22 protein-coding genes are annotated in these 23,844 nt (G+C 72.0%); 10 read left to right on the top strand and 12 right to left on the bottom strand.

Going from position 1 to position 23,844, the window contains the following annotated elements:
* Positions 1–101: 101 nt before the first annotated feature.
* Together ACFYPJ_RS09595 and ACFYPJ_RS09600 are read right to left on the bottom strand one after the other, a co-directional pair.
* A complete protein-coding gene (locus tag ACFYPJ_RS09595) occupies positions 102–767 on the bottom strand; it encodes a DUF6230 family protein (protein WP_389013077.1) in 666 nt (221 codons plus the stop codon).
* A gap of 662 nt (positions 768–1,429) precedes the next feature.
* Positions 1,430–2,401, bottom strand: coding sequence for a tetratricopeptide repeat protein (locus ACFYPJ_RS09600; protein ID WP_389013080.1), 972 nt, complete (start codon positions 2,399–2,401; stop codon positions 1,430–1,432).
* A 224-nt stretch (positions 2,402–2,625) separates the two neighbouring features.
* Between ACFYPJ_RS09600 and ACFYPJ_RS09605 the strand changes: the two genes are divergently transcribed.
* Together ACFYPJ_RS09605 and ACFYPJ_RS09610 are read left to right on the top strand one after the other, a co-directional pair.
* Entirely contained in the window at positions 2,626–3,240 is a 615-nt protein-coding gene (locus ACFYPJ_RS09605; protein WP_389013082.1) for a TetR/AcrR family transcriptional regulator, read from the top strand.
* A gap of 305 nt (positions 3,241–3,545) precedes the next feature.
* Positions 3,546–4,670: a DUF3103 family protein gene (locus tag ACFYPJ_RS09610; RefSeq protein WP_389013085.1), complete on the top strand. Its 1,125-nt coding sequence runs from the start codon at positions 3,546–3,548 to the stop codon at positions 4,668–4,670.
* 105 nt (positions 4,671–4,775) lie between these two features.
* On the opposite strand, the gene ACFYPJ_RS09615 is transcribed toward ACFYPJ_RS09610, so the two are convergent.
* The 7 genes from ACFYPJ_RS09615 to ACFYPJ_RS09645 all read right to left on the bottom strand — a co-directional run bounded on the left by ACFYPJ_RS09615 (position 4,776) and on the right by ACFYPJ_RS09645 (position 10,081).
* A complete protein-coding gene (locus tag ACFYPJ_RS09615) occupies positions 4,776–6,476 on the bottom strand; it encodes a methylmalonyl-CoA mutase (protein ID WP_389013088.1) in 1,701 nt (566 codons plus the stop codon).
* A gap of 114 nt (positions 6,477–6,590) precedes the next feature.
* Positions 6,591–6,932, bottom strand: a complete 342-nt coding sequence (locus ACFYPJ_RS09620) for a DUF3817 domain-containing protein (protein ID WP_389013091.1) — start codon at positions 6,930–6,932, stop codon at positions 6,591–6,593.
* Positions 6,933–6,975: 43 nt separating this feature from the next.
* The gene (locus ACFYPJ_RS09625; protein ID WP_389013094.1) at positions 6,976–7,482 is read right to left on the bottom strand and encodes a MarR family winged helix-turn-helix transcriptional regulator; all 507 of its coding nucleotides are present in this window, start codon (positions 7,480–7,482) and stop codon (positions 6,976–6,978) included.
* A 248-nt stretch (positions 7,483–7,730) separates the two neighbouring features.
* Positions 7,731–8,378: a TetR/AcrR family transcriptional regulator gene (locus ACFYPJ_RS09630; protein ID WP_389013097.1), complete on the bottom strand. Its 648-nt coding sequence runs from the start codon at positions 8,376–8,378 to the stop codon at positions 7,731–7,733.
* Between the two features lie 67 nt (positions 8,379–8,445).
* On the bottom strand, positions 8,446–9,207 hold the full coding sequence (locus ACFYPJ_RS09635) for an SRPBCC family protein (protein ID WP_389013100.1): 762 nt from the start codon (positions 9,205–9,207) through the stop codon (positions 8,446–8,448).
* 239 nt (positions 9,208–9,446) lie between these two features.
* Positions 9,447–9,740, bottom strand: coding sequence for an MTH1187 family thiamine-binding protein (locus ACFYPJ_RS09640; RefSeq protein ID WP_389013103.1), 294 nt, complete (start codon positions 9,738–9,740; stop codon positions 9,447–9,449).
* Positions 9,737–10,081 (bottom strand): DUF3817 domain-containing protein, encoded by a 345-nt coding sequence (locus tag ACFYPJ_RS09645; RefSeq protein WP_389013106.1) that lies wholly within the window; start codon positions 10,079–10,081, stop codon positions 9,737–9,739. The genes ACFYPJ_RS09640 and ACFYPJ_RS09645 overlap by 4 nt, the downstream gene beginning before the upstream one ends.
* 210 nt (positions 10,082–10,291) lie before the next feature.
* On the opposite strand from ACFYPJ_RS09645, the gene ACFYPJ_RS09650 reads away from it, so the two are divergent.
* The 4 genes from ACFYPJ_RS09650 to ACFYPJ_RS09665 all read left to right on the top strand — a co-directional run bounded on the left by ACFYPJ_RS09650 (position 10,292) and on the right by ACFYPJ_RS09665 (position 12,942).
* Positions 10,292–10,924, top strand: coding sequence for an AIM24 family protein (locus ACFYPJ_RS09650; protein ID WP_389013982.1), 633 nt, complete (start codon positions 10,292–10,294; stop codon positions 10,922–10,924).
* A 1-nt stretch (position 10,925) separates the two neighbouring features.
* Positions 10,926–11,576 carry an AIM24 family protein gene (locus tag ACFYPJ_RS09655; RefSeq protein WP_389013985.1) on the top strand — a complete coding sequence of 217 codons (651 nt, stop codon included), beginning with the start codon at positions 10,926–10,928 and terminating at the stop codon, positions 11,574–11,576.
* Positions 11,573–12,373, top strand: a complete 801-nt coding sequence (locus ACFYPJ_RS09660) for an AIM24 family protein (RefSeq protein ID WP_389013109.1) — start codon at positions 11,573–11,575, stop codon at positions 12,371–12,373. Before ACFYPJ_RS09655 ends, ACFYPJ_RS09660 begins: the two co-directional genes overlap by 4 nt.
* A gap of 92 nt (positions 12,374–12,465) precedes the next feature.
* Positions 12,466–12,942 (top strand): MarR family winged helix-turn-helix transcriptional regulator, encoded by a 477-nt coding sequence (locus ACFYPJ_RS09665; protein WP_389013112.1) that lies wholly within the window; start codon positions 12,466–12,468, stop codon positions 12,940–12,942.
* A gap of 33 nt (positions 12,943–12,975) precedes the next feature.
* Here ACFYPJ_RS09665 and ACFYPJ_RS09670 read toward each other — a convergent pair whose 3' ends face one another.
* The 3 genes from ACFYPJ_RS09670 to ACFYPJ_RS09680 all read right to left on the bottom strand — a co-directional run bounded on the left by ACFYPJ_RS09670 (position 12,976) and on the right by ACFYPJ_RS09680 (position 16,861).
* Entirely contained in the window at positions 12,976–14,205 is a 1,230-nt protein-coding gene (locus tag ACFYPJ_RS09670) for an MFS transporter (protein WP_389013115.1), read from the bottom strand.
* A gap of 440 nt (positions 14,206–14,645) precedes the next feature.
* On the bottom strand, positions 14,646–15,602 hold the full coding sequence (gene meaB, locus ACFYPJ_RS09675; RefSeq protein ID WP_389013118.1) for a methylmalonyl Co-A mutase-associated GTPase MeaB: 957 nt from the start codon (positions 15,600–15,602) through the stop codon (positions 14,646–14,648).
* Between the two features lie 56 nt (positions 15,603–15,658).
* Positions 15,659–16,861 carry an acetyl-CoA C-acetyltransferase gene (locus ACFYPJ_RS09680; RefSeq protein WP_389013121.1) on the bottom strand — a complete coding sequence of 401 codons (1,203 nt, stop codon included), beginning with the start codon at positions 16,859–16,861 and terminating at the stop codon, positions 15,659–15,661.
* A gap of 150 nt (positions 16,862–17,011) precedes the next feature.
* On the opposite strand from ACFYPJ_RS09680, the gene mce reads away from it, so the two are divergent.
* From mce to ACFYPJ_RS09700, 4 genes are all read left to right on the top strand, one after another.
* A complete protein-coding gene (mce, locus tag ACFYPJ_RS09685) occupies positions 17,012–17,452 on the top strand; it encodes a methylmalonyl-CoA epimerase (RefSeq protein ID WP_389013124.1) in 441 nt (146 codons plus the stop codon).
* A 382-nt stretch (positions 17,453–17,834) separates the two neighbouring features.
* Positions 17,835–21,683, top strand: a complete 3,849-nt coding sequence (scy, locus tag ACFYPJ_RS09690) for a polarized growth protein Scy (protein ID WP_389013127.1) — start codon at positions 17,835–17,837, stop codon at positions 21,681–21,683.
* A gap of 183 nt (positions 21,684–21,866) precedes the next feature.
* Entirely contained in the window at positions 21,867–22,802 is a 936-nt protein-coding gene (locus tag ACFYPJ_RS09695; RefSeq protein WP_389013130.1) for a cellulose-binding protein, read from the top strand.
* Positions 22,803–22,887: 85 nt separating this feature from the next.
* Positions 22,888–23,841: an ATP-binding cassette domain-containing protein gene (locus tag ACFYPJ_RS09700; protein ID WP_389013133.1), complete on the top strand. Its 954-nt coding sequence runs from the start codon at positions 22,888–22,890 to the stop codon at positions 23,839–23,841.
* Positions 23,842–23,844: the final 3 nt, after the last annotated feature.

Raw genomic sequence — 23,844 nt, forward strand, 5'->3', positions numbered from 1 at the left:
GTACGGCATTGCTGTGGTGGTGATGTGCTCCGCGTGTGAAGACGCGGCCCGAGTGCGGACGGGCGGGGGCGCCTTCGGCTCCCCCGCCCGTCAGTGAGTGCTCAATAGCACTCGATTCCCTCGCCCTTGTCCCTGTGCAGCGACATGTGCAGACCGCTGAGCTTGAAGGTTCCGGCGGTGGTCGCCCACGCCGTCTGCTTCACGCCGACCAGGTCCGCGGACTCGGCCTGCTGGGCGAATCCGTTCGGATTCGCCTGCTCCTTGCCGCCCTTCATGCCCGGGCCCTTGCCTCCCTTGCCCGGGCCCGTGTCGCCGGCCGCCACGCCGATGTCGATGTTGTGGAACGTGGCGTCGGCCTGAAGGTCTTCAATGTCGATGTACAGGTTCTTGGCCTGGACCTGCTTGGACTCTTGCGGGCTGTCCCCCGCCTCCAGCCGCAGGGTGAAGTCGCCGAGCACCGGAATCGGGGTGACGACCGACTGGCACATCTTCTGGATCGTCGCGCTCTTGAACGACGAGACCGCGACGGGGTGACTCACCTTCTCACCAGAGAGGGTGTACCCCGAGTCGACCGCTCCGTACTGCGCGAAGCCCACGCCGTGGAGCGAATCCGCCGTCACCTTGAACGACTGCCCGGACACACTGAACGACGCCGCGAGAGCGCCCTGCCCGAGGGCCACACCTATGCATGCCGTGGCGGCGACGCTGGGCACCATCACCACAGCGAACCGCTTCCATCTGGTCCCGCCACGCACCTGGGACTCCATGTTTCCTCCTTCTCGGACGTACATCTCCTGGCCCGGACTCGCCCCCAGTCGGCGGGTTGGCCGGGCAGGGATGGGAGAAGTGCTACGTCCTCGGGAAGGAGAGCGCCTGCGCTCAGGGACACGTACCGCGCCCGAAATCACCGGCGTTCACCCCCGAGCGACAACCACTGGTCGCGCCTGACACGCATCACGCACAACCTTGCCGGGCAGGCTTCGCCGTGGTGACGAAGACCCCCCTGCCCTGGAGCCGGCGCCACTGCCGCCGACTCTGCTCGGTGGGGACCCAGTTGGTCCCGCGCCGCCGGCCGGCTGCCGGGGTACGGGAATGGACCGAGCGTCGCCGATCGTGGTGCATTCTGGCCGCGTGCACAAGGGGGTTCGTTACTGGCTAGTAACGACCGGATAACCGAAGCACGACTCAGTGATCCCAGAACGCGACACTCAGTCGTACTCAAGGGCAGAACAAAACCATTGACATCCGGGCCAAACCAGACAGACCAACTGCCCTGATTTACTCCGAGTAACAGCGGCCGCGATTGCCAAGATTTGGCAAAACGCGGCCGCCCTGACGTCCCGTCAGCGAATCCTTCACGCGGGCATCACATGCCCTTGCGTTTAGCAACTGGTCAGAGCACGACCCTCGCCCCGTCCGGGGCGCCGGTTCAGAACAGCGCCCGCGCGAGCGCCCTGCGCGCCCCGATGACCCGCGGGTCGTCCGCCCCGACCACCTCGAACAGCTCCAGCAGCCGGCGCCGCACGGCGTCCCGGTCCTCGCCCGCCGTGCGCCGCACGGTCTCGATGAGCCGCCCGAAGGCGTCCTCGACATGGCCGCCGACCAGGTCGAGGTCGGCCGCGGCGATCTGCGCCTGCACATCGGCCGGCTTCTCGGCGGCCTCCTTGCGCACCTGCTGGGGATCGGCGCCCTGCACCCGCTGGAGCAACTCGGCCTGGGCCAGGCCCAGTTTCGCCTCGGTGTTGCCCGGGTCGTCGCTCAGCACGTTCTGGTACGCCCGGACCGCACCGCCGAGGTCCCCCGCGTCCAGCGCCTGGACGGCGGCCTCCAGGAGGGCGTCGTAAGGACCGGCCGGCACCTCGGCCGGCTCGGCCTCGCCCTGCTCGGCGTCCGGGTCGACGCTCAGACCGGTCAGCCCGAAGCGCTCCTCGGCGACCTGCACCAACTGGTCGAGGGTCTGCCGGATCTGCTGCTCCGCGGCGGCCCCCTGGAAGAGGGGCAGCGCCTGTCCCGCCACGACGGCGAAGACGGCAGGGATCCCCTGGATCCCGAACTGCTGCATCAGCATCTGGTTGGCGTCGACGTCGATCTTGGCGAGCAGGAAGCGCCCGTTGTACTCGACGGCGAGCCGCTCCAGGACCGGGCTCAGCTGCTTGCAGGGCTGACACCACTCGGCCCAGAAGTCGATGACGACCGGCACTTCGGCGGAGCGCTGCAGGACATCGCGCTCGAAGCCCGCCTCATCGACGTCGATGACGAGATCGGCCGGGGAGACGGCCCGCGTTCCGCCCTGCCGGGCGGCTTCGGCGCGCGTCTGCTCGGCCTTGGCCTTGGCCTCCTGGGCCGCCTTGACCGCGGCGAGGTCGACGACGCCGCTCATGGACATGTTCCGTGGCTGCATGCGCCTATCCTCCCCCGTTCCCGTGCGTGTGTGAAAAGCGATGTGAAATGCGCCCTGTCCCGGCCCCACGCATCCGCTCGCCGTTCGCGTACGCGTTCGCCCGTGCACGTCCCGCGCCGGCTTTCGCTACGACCCGTAGCGTAATGCCTACCGGGGCCGCGGCGGCACCGCGGCCCGGTGATCTCCCTCACGGCCACACAGAACCCGCCCGTTATGGTCGGGGGATGCAGAGCCGCACCCCCGCCCCCCGCTCGGGCCGCCCGCGCAGCGCTGCCGCGGACGCCGCGATCCTGGCCGCGACCCGGCAGGCGCTGGTCGAGCTGGGCTGGTCGAGGCTCACCCTGGGGGACGTGGCGACGCGGGCCGGGGTTGCGAAGACGACGCTGTACCGGCGCTGGGCGGGCAAGAACGAACTCGTCGTGGACGCGGTGGCCGAACTCTTCGACGAACTCGAAGTGCCCGACCGCGGCAGCCTCGCCGCCGACGTCGAGGGCGTGGTCCGCCAGTTCGCCGCCCTGCTGGAGCTGCCGGCGGCGAAGACCGCTCTGATGGCGGTGGTGTCCGAGGCCACCCAGGACGCGGCGCTGCGCGTCCGGATCCGGGAGGCGATCGTGGACCGGCAGAAACGCCTGGTCGTCGAGGGACGCAGACGCGCCCAGGAGCGCGGCGAGCTGCCGCCCGACGACGGGGAGCCCGGGCCCCAGGTCGACCTGGTCTTCGACATGGTCGCCGGGGCGGTGGTGCACCGGACGCTCGTCTCCTGTGAGCCGGTCGACACCGACTGGGCGTCCCGTTTCACCGCGGTGCTCCTGCGCGGCCTCACGGCAGCGGCGGTCTGAGCAGGCCCGCACGGTCCGACACGGTCCCCGCGCCGGCGGTCTCCGCACCGTGCAGGCGGACGGCGCCGGACCCGGCACACCGCTCGGCGGTTCCACCGCGCGAGCCCGACGGCACCCGGCCGCGTCTCCCTTCCGCACGCCGCCCCCTCGCGAGAAGTTCACCCGCCGCGCGAGGACCACCCCCTTGCCTTCAATGACATGTCTCCGTCACTCTGAGCCTGGCCGTCTACTCGCATAGACAGCGTTCGGCCGGCCCCATCCCGCTCGCGCGTCACCCACCCTTCGCCACAGGAGGACCGAGTCACGTGAGACCCAGACCCCGTCGCGGCGCCGCCGCCGTCTCGATCGCCGCATCCCTCGTCGCCCTCACCGCCGGCCTGGCCGCCCCGTCGGCCGCCGCGGCGGACGGCGGCACCCGCACGCCCGCCTCCGCGGTCACCGCGGCCGAGGACGACGCCGCGCGTGCCGTCGCCGGCTCGCTGTCGCAGCGCGGGTGGAGTGCCCGCGTACGCGAGGCGGCGCTCGGCTCGCAGGAGGTGCCCGTCACCGGCCTCGCCGCCCGGGCCGGCAGCGGCCTGCAAGCCGTCCTGAAGGACGCGGACCGCCGGATCGTCGCCGCCAAGGGCCTCGCCCCCGACACCGGTTCCCTGCTGCGGCTGCGGCTCGGCGCCGACTCCATGCGCGCCGCCCTGTCCGCCGGGCGCACCCCGTGGGTGGCGGCTGCCGGACCGGACGAGGACGCGGCCACCGTCACCGCGTACGACAGCCACGGCCGCGCCCACACGCTCGACGCACGCACGGCGCCCCGGCAGCCGGTGTACGTCATCGACATCGACGGCTCCAAGGCCCTGTCGGCGGGCCTCGACGTGCTCGACCGGGAACTGGCCCGGCAGGGGCTGGCCTCCGGCGCCCCGCGCCCCTCGGCGCGCGCGGCCGGCGCCGGGTTCTGGACCACCAGGATCAATCAGGTGCGGCTCTCCGACGACGAGGAGCCCTGGATCAAGGGCGACGCGGAGATCTACACCCTCGTCACCGGCTTCGGCCAGGACGGCAAGGTGCGCGTCGATCCCGTCGACATGCCGTACCTCGACAACGACGGCGTCACGTACAGCCCGAACCAGATCCTGGTCAACTGGTCGCTGTACAAGTACAACCTGGCCGACGCCGTGATGATGGAGGACGACGGCAGCACCAACTACCAGGAGCTGGCCAAGGCCATCGCCTCGGTCCTGCTCACCATCGCCGACCAGGGCGTGTACATCCCGCTCGTGAACGCCGTGCTGGACGCCCTCCCCGACAACTGGTGGACGGACGACCCGGACTACGTCGACTCCTGGTACACCCTGGCGCGGGGCGACACCGGCACCCGCTACGGCGCCCGCGGCAACGGCTGGATGACCCTGGAACCGTACTTCGTGGAGCAGCTCTGAGCCGAACGGCGGCGCGGCCGGCGGGAAGGTGTCCCGCCGGCCGGGCGGCTGCCCAGGCGAGCAGCATGGGCGACCAGCCGTGGGCAGGCAGCGTGGGTGGGCCGCTCAGAACCCCGCGGGTTCCGTGTACACCCCCCACTCGTCCCGCAGCACGCCGCAGATCTCTCCGAGGGTCGCCTCGGCCCGTACCGCCTCCAGCATCGGCTCGATCATGTTGGCCCCGGAGCGCGCGGCGTCGAGCATCGCGGCCAGCGCGGAGCGCACCGCGGCGTCGTCCCGGGCCGCCTTGCGGGCGCCGAGCACCCGGACCTGTTCCCGCTCCACCTCGTGGCTGACCCGCAGGATCTCCAGGTCGCCGGTGACCGAGCCGGTGTGGACGTTGACGCCCACGACGTTCTTGTCACCCTTCTCCAGGGACTGCTGGTAGCGGAACGCGGACTCCGCGATCTCCCCGGTGAACCAGCCGTCCTCGATCCCGCGCAGGATCCCGGAGGTGACCGGACCGATCGGGTGGCGGCCGTCGGGGTGTGCCCGCAGACCCCGCTCCTTGATCTGCGCGAAGATCTTCTCCGCGTCGGCCTCGATCCGGTCCGTCAGCTGCTCCACGTACCAGGAACCGCCCAGCGGGTCGGCCACGCCCGCGACGCCGGTCTCCTCCATGAGCACCTGCTGGGTGCGCAGCGCGATCTCGGCGGCCTGCTCGCTCGGCAGCGCGAGGGTCTCGTCCAGCGCGTTGGTGTGCAGCGAGTTGGTCCCGCCGAGCACGGCGGCCAGCGCCTCCACGGCCGTACGCACCACGTTGTTGTAGGGCTGCTGGGCGGTCAGCGACACCCCGGCGGTCTGCGTGTGGAAGCGCAGCCACTGGGCCTTGTAGGTCTTCGCGCCGTACACGTCCCGCAGCCACCGGGCCCAGATCCGGCGGGCCGCGCGGAACTTGGCGATCTCCTCGAAGAAATCGACGTGCGCGTCGAAGAAGAAGGACAGGCCCGGCGCGAAGACGTCGACGTCGAGACCGCGCGAGAGCCCCAGCTCCACGTACCCGAACCCGTCCGCCAGCGTGTACGCCAGCTCCTGGGCGGCCGTCGACCCGGCCTCGCGGATGTGATAGCCGGAGACGGACAGCGGCTTGTAGGCGGGGATGCCGGCCGCGCAGTGCTCCATCAGGTCGCCGATCAGCCGCAGGTGCGGCTCCGGCTGGAACAGCCATTCCTTCTGGGCGATGTACTCCTTGAAGATGTCGGTCTGGAGCGTGCCGTTGAGGACGCCCGGATCGACCCCCTGCCGCTCGGCCGCGACCAGGTACATGCAGAAGACGGGTACGGCGGGTCCGCTGATCGTCATCGAGGTCGTGACGTCGCCCAGCGGGATGTCCTTGAACAGGACCTCCATGTCCGCCGCCGAGTCGACGGCCACTCCGCAGTGGCCGACCTCGCCGAGCGAGCGCGGGTCGTCGGAGTCGCGGCCCATCAGCGTGGGCATGTCGAAGGCGACGGAGAGCCCGCCGCCGCCCGCGGCCAAAATCATCTTGTAGCGCTCGTTGGTCTGCTCCGCGTTGCCGAACCCGGCGAACTGGCGGATCGTCCAGGTACGCCCCCGGTAACCGGTGGGATACAGGCCACGGGTGAAGGGGTACTCCCCCGGCCAGCCGATCCGCTCGAACCCGTCGTACGTGTCACCGGGCCGCGGCCCGTACACCGGCTCCACGGGATCGCCGGAGAGCGTGGTGAAATCGGCGTCGCGCTTGCGCGCGGCGTCGTACCGGGCCTGCCAGCGGCTGCGGCCCTCCTCAATGCCGTGAGCGTCCATACCGACAAATTTACTAGGACGTCCTAGTAACTGTCGACGGCTGAGCCGAATGCCACAGGGAACGGCACCCGGGGCCCGCGGGCAACGGCGCAGCCGTGCCGCGGGCCGGCCGGGTCAGGCCTTGGACGCGACCGCCGGCGCGGCAACGGCGCCCCTGGCCTCCAGCTCGCGGCTGATCCTGCGCTCCACGAAGAAGGCCGCCGTGGGCACGGTCCCGGCCAGCAGCACCCACAGCTGCTTGGCGACCGGCCACTTCGCCTTGGAGCCGAGGTCGAAGGCGCAGACCAGGTAGACCACGTACAGCCAGCCGTGTGCGATGGCGACCGTCGTGGTGAACTGTGCGGCGCCGTCGACGTGCAGCAGGTACTTCCCGATCATGCCGAGACACAGCAGGACCAGCAGCACACCCGTGACGTAGGCCAGGACGCGGTAGCGGGTCAGCACGCTCTTTTTCATGGGGCCGAGCGTATCGACCCGATCCGGGAGATCTTGCCCCGGGTCACTCCTCGAAATCGTGCGCGGCCACCCGCAACGGTCTGAGCATGGCGAAGATCTCCGCGCACTCCTCCGCGTCGTACGCGCCGAGCCCGAAGTCCATGGCCATGAGCGCCTCGGTGGCGGCCTCGACGACCTCGCGCCCCTTCTCGGTGATCACGGCGAGCGTGCCGCGCCCGTCGTTCGGGTTGGGCCGCTTGTCCACCAGGCCCGAGCCCACCAGCCGGTCGACGGTGTTCGTCACCGACGTCGGGTGCACCATGAGCCGCTCGCCGATCTTCGACATCGGCAGTTCGCCCGCCTTGGAGAAGGTGAGCAGCACCAGTGCCTCGTAGCGTGCGAACGTCAGCCCGTACGGCTTCACCACCGCGTCGACCTCGGCGAGCAGGATCTGGTGGGCCCGCATGATCGAGGTGATCGCGGACATCGACGGGACGTTGCCCCACCGCTGCTGCCAGAGTTCGTCGGCACGGGCGATGGGGTCGAAGGGGAGGCTGAGAGGCTTGGGCACGCTCTCGACCCTACCGGCCGGTCATATGCCGGTCAGCTCTGTCCCGGCTTTCGGTCGCCCGGTCCGCGGGAGCCGGTGCGCAGCCGTTCAGCGCCTTGGGGCACCGGCCCCGGGGTGGTCCGCCCGCACCCCGCCGCCTCGGCCGCCGGGCCCGCCGGCGCGGTGACCTCGCCCGGCGGGCAGGGGCGAGCCGGGTGCGGCGCGGATGGCACCGGTTCGGCGGCCCGTGCGGCGCAGGTGGTGGCGGTTCAGCGGCCCGCGCGGCGCAGGTGGTGGCGGACGGCGCGCTGGGCGACCGGGCCGAGTTCGTCCAGTGCGGCCATCAGGGCGCCGAGCTGTTCCAGGGCGTCCAGGGCCGCCTGGGCGCCCCGGTCGTCCACCCCTTCGTACAGTTCGATGCCGACGAAGGATGCGGCGACCGCCCGGGCGAGGCCCGCCGGGTCGGTCAGACCGGCGAGCGGGGTGGCCGCCAGGACCCGGGTGAGGACCGCCTCGATCTCGGTGATCCACAGGTCGAGGCCGGCCGCCGTGGCCGGGCCGAGGACCGCGTGGGTCTGGGCGCCGGCCAGCAGCTGTCCGAGCAGCGCGACCTGGCCGCCGGCCCGCTCCTGCTCGTGGATGGCGCGGCCGGTGGCCAGCAGGTCGGTGAGGGAGGTGACGGCGGCGAGGCGGCTGCGGTACCGGGCGACCGCCTGCTCCGCGCCGTAGCGGCAGGCGGCGGCGAGGAGTTCGTCCACCGAGCCGAAGTGGTAGAAGACGAGCGCCTGGTTGACCCCGGCCGCCGCCGCGACCGTACGGGCCGACGTCCCGGCGATGCCCTGTTCGGTGAGGGTCCGCAGCGCGCCCTGGAGGAGCTTGGTCTTCGTCTCCAGGGACTTCGCGGTCTGTGGGCTCATACGCGCGCCGCCCGGCGTACCGGGCGCGGGCCGGGGCGTTGCCGGACCGCCGCGGGGGCCGCCGCGGTCATGACGGGTTCTCCAGGGAGCACAGCAGGCGCGGGGCACGCGCGCGTGCGGGCGGGGTGCGCAGGCAGCGACGGGCGGCGGGGGTGCCGGACAGGGGCGCCTTGAACAGTGCGAGGGACATGGCGACGAGCAGCAGCAGCGGGCACAGGTACGCCACGGCGGGGCCCAGGGCACCGAACGGGCCGCCCGGGGAGCCCGGGGAGCCGAGCGCGAGGCAGGCGGCGCCCACGGTGAGCACGAGGGCCCGGACCAGCAGTTCGGCCAGCCAGTTCCGCAGGGCGCGCTCGGGGGTGATCCCGCGTTCCAGCCACAGCCGCAGCCGGTCGAAGGACCAGGCCGTCGCCCAGGCCAGCAGCGGGCGCAGCAGCAGCCGGTCGGCCCCCGCGCCGAGGGCGCCCCCGCGCGGGCGGTAGTCGAAGCCGGTGAGGAAGCGGACGCCGTCGCCGTCGGGGACGTAGCGGAGGTAGCCGCCGCCCTCGGTGATCGGGGAGAGGGGGTGCGCGGCGGCGAAGCGCAGGGCGGAGGCGCGGGTGCCGTCGGGCCGCTCCTTCTGCCCGGCGGTGACGCTGATGCCGCAGAGCGTGAGGAAGGGCAGCACGCGCGTGGCGTACCGGAACCGCCGGGGTCCGTCCGCGGGGCCCGGAAGAGGGGTGATCCGGGTGATCCGCAGGTCCCAGCGGCGGCGCTGGGCGGGATCCTGCGTACGGTCCCAGAGCGTGTCGAGACCGGCACGTACACGTGTCTCCGCGTAGAGCCCCACCTGAATTCCCCCAAGCCGGACCGCAGTTGACTGACCGCTCGACCACCGGACTGCAACGTACACCCGTTTGAGCGACCGCTCAAACTCCCGGACAGGCGGGCGTACGAGGGGAGATGAAGAACCCCGGCCCTGGAGGAGGCCGGGGTTCTCGTCGGGCCGGGATGCCCTTGGGGGTCGGGGTTCTCGTCGGGCCGGGGTTCTCGTGAAACCGGAATCCGCTGGGCCGGGGGCTGCCGGGCTCAGCCGGCCAGATGGCGTTCCACGGTCTCGACCTTGGAGGTGAGGCCGTCGGTGACGCCGGGCCGGATGTCCGCCTTGAGCACCAGGGAGACGCGCGGCGCACGCTTCTCCACGACCGCGACGGCGCGCTTCACGACGTCCATGACCTCGTCCCACTCCCCTTCGACGGAGGTGAACATGGCGTCGGTGCGGTGGGGCAGCCCGGACGCGCGCACGACGCGGACGGCGTCGGCGACGTACTCCCCGACGTCCTCGCCGACGCCCAGCGGTGTCACGGAGAAGGCGACGATCATGCGTTGACGACCCCTTCCTTGCGGGCGCGGGCGGCGATGACCGCATCCTCGGCCGCCCGGCGCAGCTTGCGCTCGGCGAAGAAGCCGCCGGTGGGCAGGACGGAGAGGACGAAGTAGAGGGCGGCGGTGCCCGGACTCCACTTGGCGCGGTTCCAGGCGTCGGCCCAGAAGATCACGTACAGGATGAACAGGACGCCGTGGATCGCGCCCAGCACGGGCACCGCGTTGAAGTCCGTGGTCCGCTTCAGCACGGAGCAGATGAGCAGGAGGAGGAAGGACACCGCCTCGGGGGCGGAGACCAGGCGGAGGCGGCGGAGGGCGGTGGCGGTCTTGATGTCCACGGGTCACCTTCGGTGGGAGTGGGGTCGGGCGGTTCGTGCGGTGCCGGTTTGTGAACGCAAGCACAAACGTTCACCCATTGTGGCAAACGGTGGAAACACCCTCGGGAGGGGGGCCGCCCGCGGGCACCGGTTCCACCCCGGCGGCGCACCCGCCCGCGGCCCGAACCCCTCCCCCGCCCGGCGCGCGCCCGCTACGGTCGCCGGGTGGCGATGTTTCGACTTGAAGGCAGCAGGGTGCTCGTCGTCGACATGACCGGTGACGCCGTGAAGGCGAAGAACGGGGCGATGGTCGCGTACGACGGGCGGATGAGTTTCAAGAAGCTGACCGGTGGCGGTGAGGGGCTGCGCGGCATGGTGACCCGACGGCTCACCGGTGAGCAGATGACCGTGATGGAGGTGAAGGGGCACGGTACGTGCTGGTTCGCGGACCGGGCCTCGGAGATCAACCTCGTCGATCTCCAGGGGGACAAGCTGTACGTGGAGTCGAGCAATCTGCTCGCGACCGATGCCGGGCTGCGCACGGGGACGACGTTCACCGGCCTGCGGGGCGCCTCGCAGGGCAACGGGCTGTTCACGACCACCGTCGAGGGCCACGGGCAGGCCGCGATCGTCTCGGACGGTCCCGCGGTGGTGCTGCGTGTGAGCCCGCAGTACCCGCTGACCGTCGACCCGGGTGCCTACATCGCCCACCAGGGCGACGTGCGGCAGTCCTTCCAGTCGGGGGTGACCTTCCGCACCTTCCTCGGCGAGGGCGGCGGCGAGGCGTTCCAGATCAAGTTCGAGGGGGACGGCCTGGTGTACGTGCAGCCGAGTGAGCGCAACACCGTCGCAGGGGATGTGTGAGATGGGGCTGCGCGAGGTCAATTCGAAGATGGTGGAGGCCACCGTGGTGCCCGGTCAGCGGCTGTACAGCCAGCGCGGCGCCATGCTCGCCTACCGGGGCGACGTCTCCTTCACGCCCAACATCCAGGGCGGCCAGGGCGGCCTGGTGTCGATGCTCGGCCGCCGGGTGGCGGGCGAGGCCACCCCGCTGATGACCGTGGAGGGCAGCGGCACCGTGTTCTTCGGGCACGGCGGCCACCATGTGCAGGTGATCAACCTCTCCGGCGACACCCTGTACGTGGAGGCGGACCGGCTGCTCGCCTTCGAGGGCACACTCCAGCAGGGGACGATGTTCATGGGCTCCCAGGGCGGGGTCATGGGGATGGTGCGCGGGCAGGTCACCGGGCAGGGGCTGTTCACCACCACGCTCAAGGGGCACGGGGCGGTCGCCGTGATGGCGCACGGCGGGGTGTTCGAGCTGGCGATCACGCCGCAGCGTCCGGTCCACGTGGACCCGCAGGCGTACGTCGCCCACCACGGCGACGTGCGCAACAAGCTGTCCGCCGCGCTGGGCTGGCGCGACATGGTGGGCCGCGGCAGCGGCGAGGCGTTCCAGCTGGAGCTGAGCGGGAACGGCACGGTGTACGTCCAGGCCTCGGAGGAGAAGCTGTGAGCAGGTACGGAGGTCCGGGCTCCGGGCCGGTGGTGTACGACCCGATGACGCTGCCCGCCGACGACAACGTCAACAGCTACACCTTCTGCGTGGAGCTGAAGAACGGGCAGTGGTTCCTGCAGAAGGGGAAGATGATCGCCTACTACGGGGCGATCGAGTTCAACGGCATCGGGCACGGGCGGCTGGACCGGCTGGTGCGCACGTCGTTCCATTCGCCGCTGCACGCGAGCGACTGGGTGGTGGCGGAGGGCTCGGGCAAGATGCTGCTCGCCGACCGGGCCTTCGATGTCAATTCGTTCGACCTGGACGACGGCAATCTGACCATTCGCGCGGGCAACCTGCTTGCGTTTCAGCCAAGTCTTGCGCTCAAACAGTCGATCGTGCCGGGTTTTCTTACTCTCATCGGAACCGGAAAGTTCGTGGCGGCGTCCAACGGTCCGGTGGTGTTCCTGGAGCCCCCGCTCCGGGTGGACCCGCAGGCACTGGTCGGATGGGCCGACTGCCCGTCCCCGTGCCACCACTACGACCACGGGTACCTGACCGGTGTCATGGGCGGCCTGCGGGCGATGACGGGCCTCGGCGGGGCCTCCGGCGAGGAGCACCAGTACGAGTTCGTGGGCGCCGGCACGGTGCTGCTCCAGTCGACCGAGAAACTGATGGCGGAGCAGTTCACGGGGGCCGTTCCGGACGAGCCCGGCGTGCCCGGCGGCGGGACCTCGGGCGGGCACGGACCGGGCCAGGGCGCACCGCGGCTTCCCGGACAGCTGGGGGACCTCCAGCGCCGCTTCGGGTTGTGAGGGATAGTCTGCGGAGTGTGACGTCGAACGCGCGCCCACGGTCACACCATCCCCATTAGTTCGCCTTTCAACCTCTTAGGTAGACTTCATTCATGGAGACCGAGACGGCCACGCGCTGGCTGACCGATGCGGAGCAGTGCGCCTGGCGCACCCACCTGGAGGTCAACAAGCTGTTGACGTACCAGCTCGAAAAGGATCTGCAGCCGTTCGGACTGACGATGAACGACTACGAGATCCTGGTGAATCTGTCCGAGTCCGAGGACGTACGGATGCGGATGAGCGACCTCGCGTCCGCCACCCTCCAGTCCAAGAGCCGGCTCTCGCACCAGATCACCCGCCTGGAGAACGCCGGCCTGGTGCGGCGCGAGAACTGCGAGTCCGACCGGCGGGGGCTGTTCGCCGTGCTGACCGAGCACGGCATGGAGACGATGCAGAAGGTCGCGCCGCACCACGTGGCATCGGTGCGCAGGCACTTCATCGACCTGCTGGCACCGGAGTCCCTGGTGGAGCTGGAGAAGGGGCTGAAGCCGATCGCCGAGCACCTGAGGGGCCAGCGGGGCCGCCCCTGAGCCCGCGGCGGCCGGACGGCGGGCCGGGCCGGTTCAGGTCCTGTCCGCCGCGGTACGCCGGATCGCGCCCAGGGCGGCCACGGCGGTCACCGCGCCCGTCAGCAGGAAGCACATCCCGATCGGCAGCCGCCCGGCGAGCAGCCCGGCGAGCGGCGCACCGCTCGAACTCCCGGCGTTGACAGCCGTGTTCACCCAGGCCCCCGCCTGGGTGCGGCGCCCCGCGGCCGCCGTCTCGTCGGCCAGCAGGTACGCGGTCGTCAGAGCGGGGGCGATGAAGACACCCGCGCAGGCCATGGCCACGGCGAGCGCGCCCAGGCCCGGTGCGAGGCCCGCCGCGGCCACGACCGCGCCGAGGCCCGCCGCGCACCACGGCAGGCGCACCCGGGCGGGGGCCCGCCAGTCGACGGCGCCGTTCAGCAGCCCGCCCAGCGCGCTGCCCGCCGAGAGCGCGGCCAGCATCCAGGGCACCACGGCGTCGTCGTACGCGTGGCGGGTCACGAAGGCCATCACCAGCAGCTCCACCGCGCTCAGCACGAGCCCGACCGCGGCGGCCACCACGACCGGGGCCGGCAGTCCCCGGCGGCCCGCGAACCGGCGGCGCGGCCGGTCCGTGCGGGCGGCGGGCCGGGCCCGCGGGCCGGCCACCGCCGGGGACGCCATGAACACGAGCGTGCCCGCCACGTTCAGCACGGCGCTCAGCAGCACACCACTGGCCGGCGGCGCGTACGGCACCAGCGCCCCGACCAGCACGGGACCGGTCACGAACACCAGTTCCTCGGCGACCCCGTCCAGGCTGTACGCCCGTTGCAGCAGCCGCCGGTCGGCGACGAGTTCGGACCACAGGGCGCGCATCGTGGGCCCGAGCGGCGGCGCGCAGGCGCCCGCGAGCGCGGCAGCCGCACCGATCGCCACCGCCGGCACCCCGGGGCGCCAGGTCAGCACCGCCAGGACGCACAGCAGGACGCCGTACACCGACGCCATGGGGACGAGGGCCCGGCGGGGACCGTGCCGGTCCACCAGGGCGGCCCGCAGCGGCAGCAGAAAGACGGTCGCGGCACCGAACAGGCCCATCACGGCACCCGCGACGACGTACGACCCGGTGGCCCGGGTGACGGAGAGCAGCACCGACAGCGACACCGTGCCGTACGACAGGCGGGCGACGAGGGCGGCGGCAAAGGTACGGCGCGCGTGCGGGACGCGCAGGACGGCGGCGTACGACGGCCGCGGGAGGGAGACGGGGCGCGACGGGGCGGGCGCGGACATGGGTGGGTTCCTCGGAACGAGCATGTGGGGCGGGGGCAACCGGAGCGCCGCGCAGGCCGACGGCCCGAAGGGCCGGGCACGGTACGCGCCGCCGTGGTGCGCGCTACGCCAAGGAGAGGAACATGCGGCTCAACGTACCAGCAGCCCAGGCACCCCGACCACGCGCCCGTGCGGCAACCGGTGGGCACCGAAGCGGCCGGTGCCCGGCCTCGGCCGTCGCGGACATCCCGGTCGGCGGCCCGCGCGGATCGAGCGGATCCGCCCTCGCCGGGCCGCCCGGGGCTCCGCTCCGGGTGAGGCCCGTCACTCGTCCGTGTCCGGCGCCCTGAGCACCGTACGGCCCAGCGCACCGGCATCCACCCGCCCGGAGCCCGCGTCCGCCGCCGCGGCGGCGCTCTCCCCCCGCTCTGCCCCGCACCCTGCGCGGGCAGGACGGCGCGTCAGCTGTCCGTGAGGCCCGCCACCAGTTGGTCCGCGGCGCCGTAGGGGTCCAGCTCGCCCGCGACGATGCGTTCCGCGAGGGCGGTCAGGTGGCGGTCGCCGGAGAGGTCGCCGATGCGTTCGCGCAGGGCCGTGACGGCGATCGTCTCGACCTCGTGGGCGGCGCGGGCCAGCCGGCGTTCGGCCAGCACGCCCCGCTCCTCCGTCCAGGCCCGGTGCTTCTCCAGCGCCTCGACGACCTCGTCGATGCCCTCCGCGCGGGAGGCGACCGTCTTCACGATGGGCGGGCGCCAGTCGCCGGGGCCGCGGGACTCGCCGAGGCCGAGCATGTGGTTCAGCTCCCGGGCCGTGGCGTCGGCGCCGTCCCGGTCGGCCTTGTTGACGACGTACACGTCACCGATCTCCAGGATCCCCGCCTTGGCCGCCTGGATGCCGTCGCCCATCCCGGGGGCGAGCAGGACGACGGACGTGTCGGCCTGGGAGGCGATCTCCACCTCCGACTGGCCGACGCCGACCGTCTCGACGAGGATCACGTCGCAGCCCGCCGCGTCCAGGACCCGGATCGCCTGCGGGGCGGCCCAGGCGAGTCCGCCGAGGTGGCCGCGGGTGGCCATGGAGCGGATGTAGACGCCCGGATCGGAGGCGTGCTCCGACATGCGCACCCGGTCGCCGAGCAGGGCCCCGCCGGAGAACGGGGAGGAGGGGTCGACGGCCAGCACGCCGACCCGCCGGCCCTCCTTGCGGTAGGCCGTCACCAGCGCCGACGTCGTCGTCGACTTGCCGACGCCCGGGGAACCGGTGAGGCCGATCACGTAGGCGCCGCCGGTCAGCGGCGCGAGCGCCGCCATGACCTCCCTGAGCTGCGGGGACGCCCCCTCCACCAGGGAGATCAGCCGGGCCACGGCCCGCGGCCGGCCGTCCCTGGCCTGGGCCACCAGAGAGGAGACGTCCTGCATCACTGCTCCGTTCGCTAGCTCGACGCGCCGGCTGCCTGCTGCCGTACGGGCGGACTTCAGGTCCTCGGTACCCGCACGATCAGCGCGTCACCCTGACCGCCGCCCCCGCACAGGGCGGCGGCGCCGACCCCGCCGCCACGGCGCTTCAGCTCCAGCGCCAGGTGCAGTACGAGCCGGGCACCGGACATGCCGATCGGGTGGCCGAGGGCGATGGCACCCCCGTTGACGTTCACCTTTTCGGTGGATACGCCGAGGTCCTTCATGGACTGGACGGCGACGGCGGCGAACGCCTCGTTGATCTCGATCAGATCGAGGTCCAAGACGTCCAGGCCGTCCTTCTTCAGGGCCTGCCGGATCGCGTTCGACGGCTGCGACTGAAGGCTGTTGTCCGGGCCCGCCACGTTGCCGTGCGCGCCGATCTCCGCGAGCCAGTCGAGGCCCAGTTCCTCGGCCTTGGCCTTGCTCATCACGACGACGGCCGCGGCGCCGTCCGAGATCTGCGAGGAACTGCCGGCGGTGATGGTGCCGTCCGCCGCGAAGGCCGGGCGCAGCCGGCCGAGCGTCTGAACGGTGGTGTCGCCGCGGATGCCCTCGTCCTGGCTGAACAGGACCGGGTCGCCCTTGCGCTGCGGGATCTCCACCGGGGTGATCTCGGCCTCGAAGACGCCGTTCTTCTGGGCGGTGGCGGCCCGCTGGTGGGAGAGGGCGGCGATCTCGTCCTGCGCCGGGCGGCCGATGCCGAGGCGCGTGTTGTGCTTCTCGGTTGACGCGCCCATGGGGATGGCCTCCCACGGGTCGGTCAGGCCGTCGTACGCCATGGCGTCGAGCATTTCGACCGCGCCGTACTTGTAGCCCTCGCGGGACTTCGGGAGCAGGTGGGGGGCGTTGGTCATGGACTCCTGGCCGCCGGCCACCACGATGTCGAACTCACCCGCGCGGATCAGCTGGTCGGCGAGGGCGATGGCGTCGAGTCCGGACAGGCAGACCTTGTTGACGGTGAGCGCCGGCACGCTCATGGGGATGCCGGCCTTGACCGCCGCCTGCCGGGCCGGGATCTGCCCGGCCCCGGCCTGGAGCACCTGCCCCATGATCACGTACTGGACCTGGTCGCCGCCGATCCCCGCACGGTCGAGGGCGGCCTTGATCGCGAAGCCGCCGAGGTCGGCTCCCGAGAAGGACTTGAGCGAGCCGAGCAGCCGTCCCATCGGAGTACGGGCACCTGCGACGATGACGGAGGTCGTGCTGTTCGTTGCGGACATGAGGTGCGATCCCCTTTCAGCTGCACAGAAGCTGAGGAGTGAACGAGGGTTTACATCGAATGTACTGAGGGCCGGTCGCGGCCGTCATCGGCCTTTCGGTGTGATCGCGCGCACGTTGCGTAACCACCTCCGGAGCGCTCCACTGATTCCATGCTGACGCGAATCGACCACATCGGGATTGCCTGTCATGACCTCGACGCAACGGTCGAGTTCTACCGGGCCACGTACGGCTTCGAGGTCTTCCACACCGAGGTCAACGAGGAACAGGGCGTACGCGAGGCCATGCTCAAGATCAACGATACGTCCGACGGCGGCGCTTCGTACCTCCAGCTGCTGGAGCCGGTCCGGGAGGACTCCCCGGTCGGGAAGTGGCTGGCGAAGAACGGCGAGGGCGTGCACCACATCGCCTTCGGCACCGCGGACGTGGACGCGGACGCGGCCGACATCCGGGACAAGGGCGTACGCGTCCTGTACCCGGAGCCACGGCGCGGCTCCATGGGGTCGCGGATCACCTTCCTGCACCCGAAGGACTGCCACGGCGTACTGACGGAACTGGTCACTTCGGCGCCTGTTGAGTCACCTGGGCACTGACCCGCGTACATAAGGGCCGGTAGGGTTGGGACCGGTCGCCCTGGAAGGCGGGGCGGCCCGGTCCTGCCGTCAAAGGTGGCATCTGCCGCGCGACGTCTGGCACGCACGCTCGCCGCGTTGCCAAAGGCCCTGGTAGCTCCGCTACGAGGACCTTCCGGCACCTTGCGGTCGGCTGCACCGGACACCGGGCGGTACGCCCTGTGGGCGTACGATTCCTCCTTTGCCGAAAGGACCACCGGGGTCCGGGTTTCGGGGGGCGAGCGCCGGGGCAGCAGAGCGCGCTCCGCCGTTGATCTGACACCATTCCCCGGGGGCCCCGTCCGGCGGACGGACGGAGCCCGTTCGGAGAAACTTGCGACCAGGGGACGGATGGGACCGCGCAGTGCGGGGCTACGAGAGCCAGGAGCGAGAGCCGGCGGCTGACGTCGACCACCTCTCTCGGTTCGAGGCCGAGATGAAGCGGCTGACGACCGAGCGGGAAAAGGCGATCCAGCACGCCGAGGACCTCGGCTACCAGGTCGAGGTGCTGCGCGCCAAGCTGCACGAGGCGCGGCGCACCATCATGTCCCGGCCGGCCTACGACGGCGGTGACCTCGGCTACCAGGCCGAGCAGCTGCTGCGCAATGCCCAGGTGCAGGCCGACCAGCTGCGCCAGGACGCCGAGCGCGAGCTGAGCCAGGTCCGCGCGCAGACCCAGCGCATCCTCCAGGAGCACGCCGAGCAGGCCGCCCGGCTCCAGGCAGAGCTGCACCAGGAGGCGGTCACCCGCCGCCAGCAGCTGGACCAGGAGCTGGCCGAGCGCCGCCAGACCGTCGAATCGCACGTCAACGAGAACGTGGCGTGGGCGGAGCAGCTGCGCGCCCGTTCCGAGTCGCAGGCCCGCCGGCTGCTCGACGAGTCCCGTGCCGAGTCGGAGCAGGCCATGGCCGCCGCCCGCGCCGAGGCCGAGCGGCTGACCGCCGCGGCCCGGCAGCGGCTCCAGGCCGACACCGAGAGCGCCCGTGCCGAGGCCGAGCAGTTGCTGCGCCGGGCCCGCACCGACGCCGAACGGCTGCTGAACGCCGCGTCCACGCAGGCCCAGGAGGCCACCGACCACGCCGAGCAGCTGCGCACCTCCACCGCGTCCGAGTCGGACACGGCCCGTCGGCAGGCCGGTGAGCTGAGCCGGGCCGCCGAGCAGCGGATGGCCGAGGCCGACACGGCGCTGCGCGAGGCGCGCAGCGAGGCGGAGAAGCTGGTCACCGAGGCGAAGGAGACCGCCGCCAAGGCACTGGCCGGCGCGGAGGCGACCAACGAGCAGCGCACGCGCACCGCCAAGGAGCAGGTCGCGCGGCTGGTCAGCGAGGCCACGAAGGACGCCGAGAACACCAAGGCGGAGGCCGAGCAGGTCGTCGCGGACGCCCGCACCGAGGCCGAGAAGATCGTCGCCGAGGCCGGCGAGAAGGCCCGTACGGCCACCGCCGAGGAGGCGGCCTCCCAGCTGTCCAAGGCGGCGAAGACCGCCGAGGACGTTCTGAACAAGGCGGCCGAGGAGGCCAAGCGGACCACCAAGGCGGCGGCCGAGGAGGCCGAGCGGATCCGCACCGAGGCGGAGACCGAGGCGGACCGGCTGCGCGCCGAGGCGCACGACATCGCCGAGCAGCTCAAGGGCGCGGCGAAGGACGACACCAAGGAGTACCGGGCCAAGACGGTCGAGCTGCAGGAGGAGGCCCGCCGGCTGCGCGGCGAGGCCGAGCAGCTGCGGGCCGACGCGGTCGCCGAGGGCGAGAGCATCCGGGCCGAGGCCCGGCGCGAGGCGGTCCAGCAGATCGAGGAGGCCGCCAGGTCCGCCGAGGAACTGCTGGCCAAGGCCAAGGCGGACGCCGACGAGCTGCGCCAGGCGGCCACGACGGACAGCGAGAAGGTCCGTACGGAGGCCATCGAGCGGGCGACGACGCTGCGCCGGCAGGCCGAGGAGACCCTGGAGCGCACCCGCACCGAGGCCGAGCGGCACCGCGCGGAGGCCGCCGAGCAGGCCGAGAAGGTCACGGCGGAGGCCGAGCGGGCCGCGCGCGAGCTGCGCGAGGAGACCGAGCAGGCGGTCGAGGCCCGGCGCACCGAGGCGGCCCAGGAGCTGACCCGGCTGCACACCGAGGCCGAGGACCGGCTTGCCGCCGCCGAGGAGGCACTGTCCGAGGCCCGCGAGGAGGCCGCCGGCATCCGCCGCGAGGCCGCCGAGGAGGCCGAGCGGCTGCGCACCGAGGCCGCCGAGCGGATCCGTACGCTCCAGCAGCAGGCGGAGGCCGAGGCGGAGCGGCTGCGCACCGAGGCCGCCGCCGACGCCTCGGCGTCCCGCGCGGAGGGCGAGGCCGTCGCCGTACGCCTGCGCTCGGAGGCCGCGGCCGAGGCGGAGCGGCTGAAGACGGAGGCGCAGGACACCGCCGACCGGGTGCGGGCGGAGGCGCAGGCCGCCGCGGAGCGGCTGGCCACGGAGGCGTCCGAGACGCTGGCCGCCGCCCAGGAGGAGGCCGTCCGGCGCCGCCGCGAGGCCGAGGAACTCCTCGGTTCCGCCCGCCAGGAGGCCGACCAGGAACGCGAGCGGGCCCGCGAGCAGAGCGAGGAGCTTTTGGCCTCGGCGCGCAAGCGGGTCGAGGACGCGCAGGCCGAGGCGGTCCGCCTGGTCGAGGAGGCCGACCGGCGTGCCACCGAGATGGTGGCGGCGGCCGAGCAGCACGCCCAGCAGGTCCGGGACTCCGTGGCCGGGCTGCACGAGCAGGCGCAGGAGGAGATCACCGGGCTGCGCTCGGCGGCCGAGCACGCCGCGGAGCGGACCCGGCGGGAGGCCGAGGAGGAGGCGGACCGGGTCCGCGCCGACGCCTACGCCGAGCGGGAGCGGGCCGGGGACGACGCGAGCCGGATGCGCCGCGAGGCCCAGGAGGAGTCCGAGGCGGCCCGCGCGCTCGCCGAGCGGACCACGGCGGAGGCGATCGCCGAGGCGGAGCGGCTGCGTTCGGACGCGTCCGCACACGCCCAGCGGGTGCGCACCGATGCCTCGGAGACCATCGCCGAGGCCGAGCAGGCCGCCGCGCGCACGCGTGCGGAGGCCCGCGAGGACGCCAACCGCATCCGCTCGGACGCGGCGACGCAGGCGGACACGCTGATCACCGAGGCGCGCAGCGAGGCCGAGCGGCTGCAGTCGGAGACCGTCGCCGAGGCGGAGCGGGTGCGGGCCGAGTCGGTCGCCCAGGCCGAGCAGCTGATCTCGGACGCGACCGGGGACGCGGAGCGGCTGCGGGCCGAGGCCGCCGAGACCGTCGGGTCGGCGCAGCAGCACGCCGAGCGGATCCGCAGCGACTCCGAACGGGTCAGGACCGAGGCGGAGGCGGAGGCGGAGCGGCTGGTGTCCAGCGCGCGCGACGAGTCCGACCGGTTGCTGGACGAGGCCCGCAAGGACGCCAACAAGCGGCGCTCCGAGGCGGCCGAGCAGGTCGACACCCTCATCACGGAGACCACGGCGGAGGCCGACAAGCTGCTCACGGAGGCGCAGCAGCAGGCCCACAAGACCACCGCGGACGCGGAGGCGCAGGCCGACACGATGGTGGGCGCGGCCCGCAGCGAGGCCGATCGGCTGGTGTCCGAGGCGACGGTCGAGGGCAACACACTGGTGGAGAAGTCCCGTACGGACGCCGACGAACTGCTGGTCGGTGCCCGCCGGGACGCCACCGCGATCCGGGAGCGCGCGGAGGAGCTGCGCGAGCGGCTCACGGGCGAGATCGAGGAACTGCACGAGCGGGCCCGCCGCGAGGCCGCCGAGACGATGAAATCGACCGGCGACCGCTGCGACGCGCTCATCAAGGCCGCCGAGGAACAGCTCGCCAAGGCGCAGGCGAAGGCCAAGGAGATCGTCTCGGAGGCCAACTCCGAGGCGGGCAAGGTCCGTATCGCCGCCGTCAAGAAGGCAGAGGGTCTGCTCAAGGAGGCCGAGCAGAAGAAGGCCACGCTCGTGAAGGAGGCCGAGGCGCTGAAGGCCGAGGCGATCCGCGAGGCCAGGCGCACGGTCGAGGAGGGCAAGCGCGAGCTGGAGATCCTGGTGCGCCGCCGCGAGGACATCAATGCGGAGATCTCCCGTGTCCAGGACGTCCTGGAGGCGTTGGAGTCCTTCGAGACCCCGTCGGCCGGCAAGGACTCGGGGGTCAAGGCGAGCGCGACGGTGGGTGCTCCCCGATCGGGTGGCAAGTCGTCAGAAGGCTAGCGGACAGGGCCCGTTCCGGTATGTTCTGGGGCCTTTGAGCAAGTCCTTGGCAAGCCGTCCACAGGTTAGCCACTCAAAAGGGGTGTCATTCTCCAGATCAAACACGCATCCGCTCGATGACACACCGCTTGGGCGCCTAGGATTCCACCTATCACCTCACCGGTCTCTTTCGACAGGAACCCCATGAGCGACACTTCCCCCTACGGCTTCGAGCTTGTGCGGCGTGGGTACGACCGCGCTCAGGTGGACGAACGGATCTCCAAACTCGTCTCCGACCGTGACAGCGCGCTCACCCGCATCACCGCTCTGGAAAAGCGCATCGAGGAACTGCACCTCGAAACGCAGAACGCCCAGGCTCAGGTAAGCGACGCCGAGCCGTCGTACGCAGGTCTCGGCGCACGGGTCGAGAAGATCCTCCGTCTCGCCGAGGAGGAGGCCAAGGACCTGCGCGACGAGGCCCGCCGGGCGTCCGAGCAGCACCGCGAGCTGGCCGAGTCCGCGGCCCAGCAGGTGCGCAACGACGCGGAGTCGTTCGCGGCCGAGCGCAAGGCCAAGGCCGAGGACGAGGGCGTCCGGATCGTCGACAAGGCCAAGAGTGACGCCTCGCAGCTGCGCTCCGACGCGCAGAAGGACGCGCAGTCCAAGCGCGAGGAGGCGGACGCCCTCTTCGAGGAGACCCGTGCCAAGGCCGCCCAGGCCGCCGCCGACTTCGAGACGAACCTCGCCAAGCGCCGCGAGCAGTCCGAGCGCGACCTGGCCTCGCGTCAGCAGAAGGCCGAGAAGCGCCTGGCGGAGATCGAGCACCGCGCGGAGCAGCTGCGTCTGGAGGCCGAGAAGCTGCGTACCGACGCGGAGCGCCGCGCCCGCCAGACGGTGGAGACGGCCCAGCGCCAGGCCGAGGACATCGTGGCCGACGCCAACGCCAAGGCCGACCGGATCCGCTCGGAATCCGAGCGCGAGCTGGCGGCGCTCACCAACCGCCGCGACAGCATCAACGCCCAGCTGACGAACGTGCGCGAGATGCTCGCCACGCTCACCGGCGCCGCGGTGGCCGCGGCCGGTTCCCCGACCGACGACGAGCCGATCTCCCGGGGTGTGCCGGCGCAGCAGTCGCGCTGACGCCCGTCTGTACACCGGCTGAACGGTGACGAAGCCCTCTGCCATTCCGGTGGCAGGGGGCTTCGTCGCGTCTTAGCGTGTCCGCATGATTGAGCTGGCGGGGCTGACCAAGCGGTACGGGGACAAGGTCGCGGTGGACGGCCTCACGTTCGCCGTGCGGCCGGGTATCGTCACGGGCTTCCTGGGGCCCAACGGCGCAGGCAAGTCCACGACCATGCGGATGATCCTCGGGCTCGACCACCCCACCGCGGGCGACGTCCGCATCGACGGCAGGCACTACGACCAGCTGACGGACCCCCTCACCTATATCGGGGCGCTGCTGGACGCGAAGGCCACGCACGGCGGACGGAGCGCCTACCACCATCTGCTGTGTCTGGCGCAGAGCAACGGGATCCCGGCCGGCCGGGTGAACGAGGTGCTGGACACCGTGGGGCTGACGGCGGTGGCCCGCAAGAAGGCCAAGGGGTTCTCGCTCGGGATGGGGCAGCGGCTCGGGATCGCGGGCGCCCTGCTCGGCGATCCGCGGATCCTGATGTTCGACGAGCCGGTCAACGGGCTCGACCCCGAGGGCATCCACTGGATCCGGAACCTGATGAAGGCGCTCGCGGCCGAGGGGCGGACGGTGTTCGTCTCCAGCCACCTGATGAGCGAGATGGCGCTGACCGCCGACCACCTCGTGGTCATCGGGCAGGGGCGGCTGCTCGCCGACACCTCCATGGCCGGTTTCATCCAGGAGAACTCGCGGTCGTACGTCCGTATCCGCACCCCGCAGCGCGAGCGGCTGCTCGACGTGCTGCACCAGGCCGGGATCACGGTCGTCCAGGCGGGTGGCGGCGCGCTGGAGGCGGAGGGCGGCAAGGCCGAGCAGATCGGCGAGCTGGCCGCCCGGCACGGGGTCGTGCTGCACGAGCTGAGCCCGCAGCAGGCCTCTCTTGAAGAAGCGTTCATGCAGCTGACGGCGGAGTCGGTGGAGTACCACGCGCACTCCGAGACCACTCCGGTCCCGCGGGACTGGGGTGCCGACTGGAAGGGAGTTTGAGCC

Source organism: Streptomyces sp. NPDC006012 (assembly GCF_042871185.1).
GTDB lineage: Bacteria > Actinomycetota > Actinomycetes > Streptomycetales > Streptomycetaceae > Streptomyces.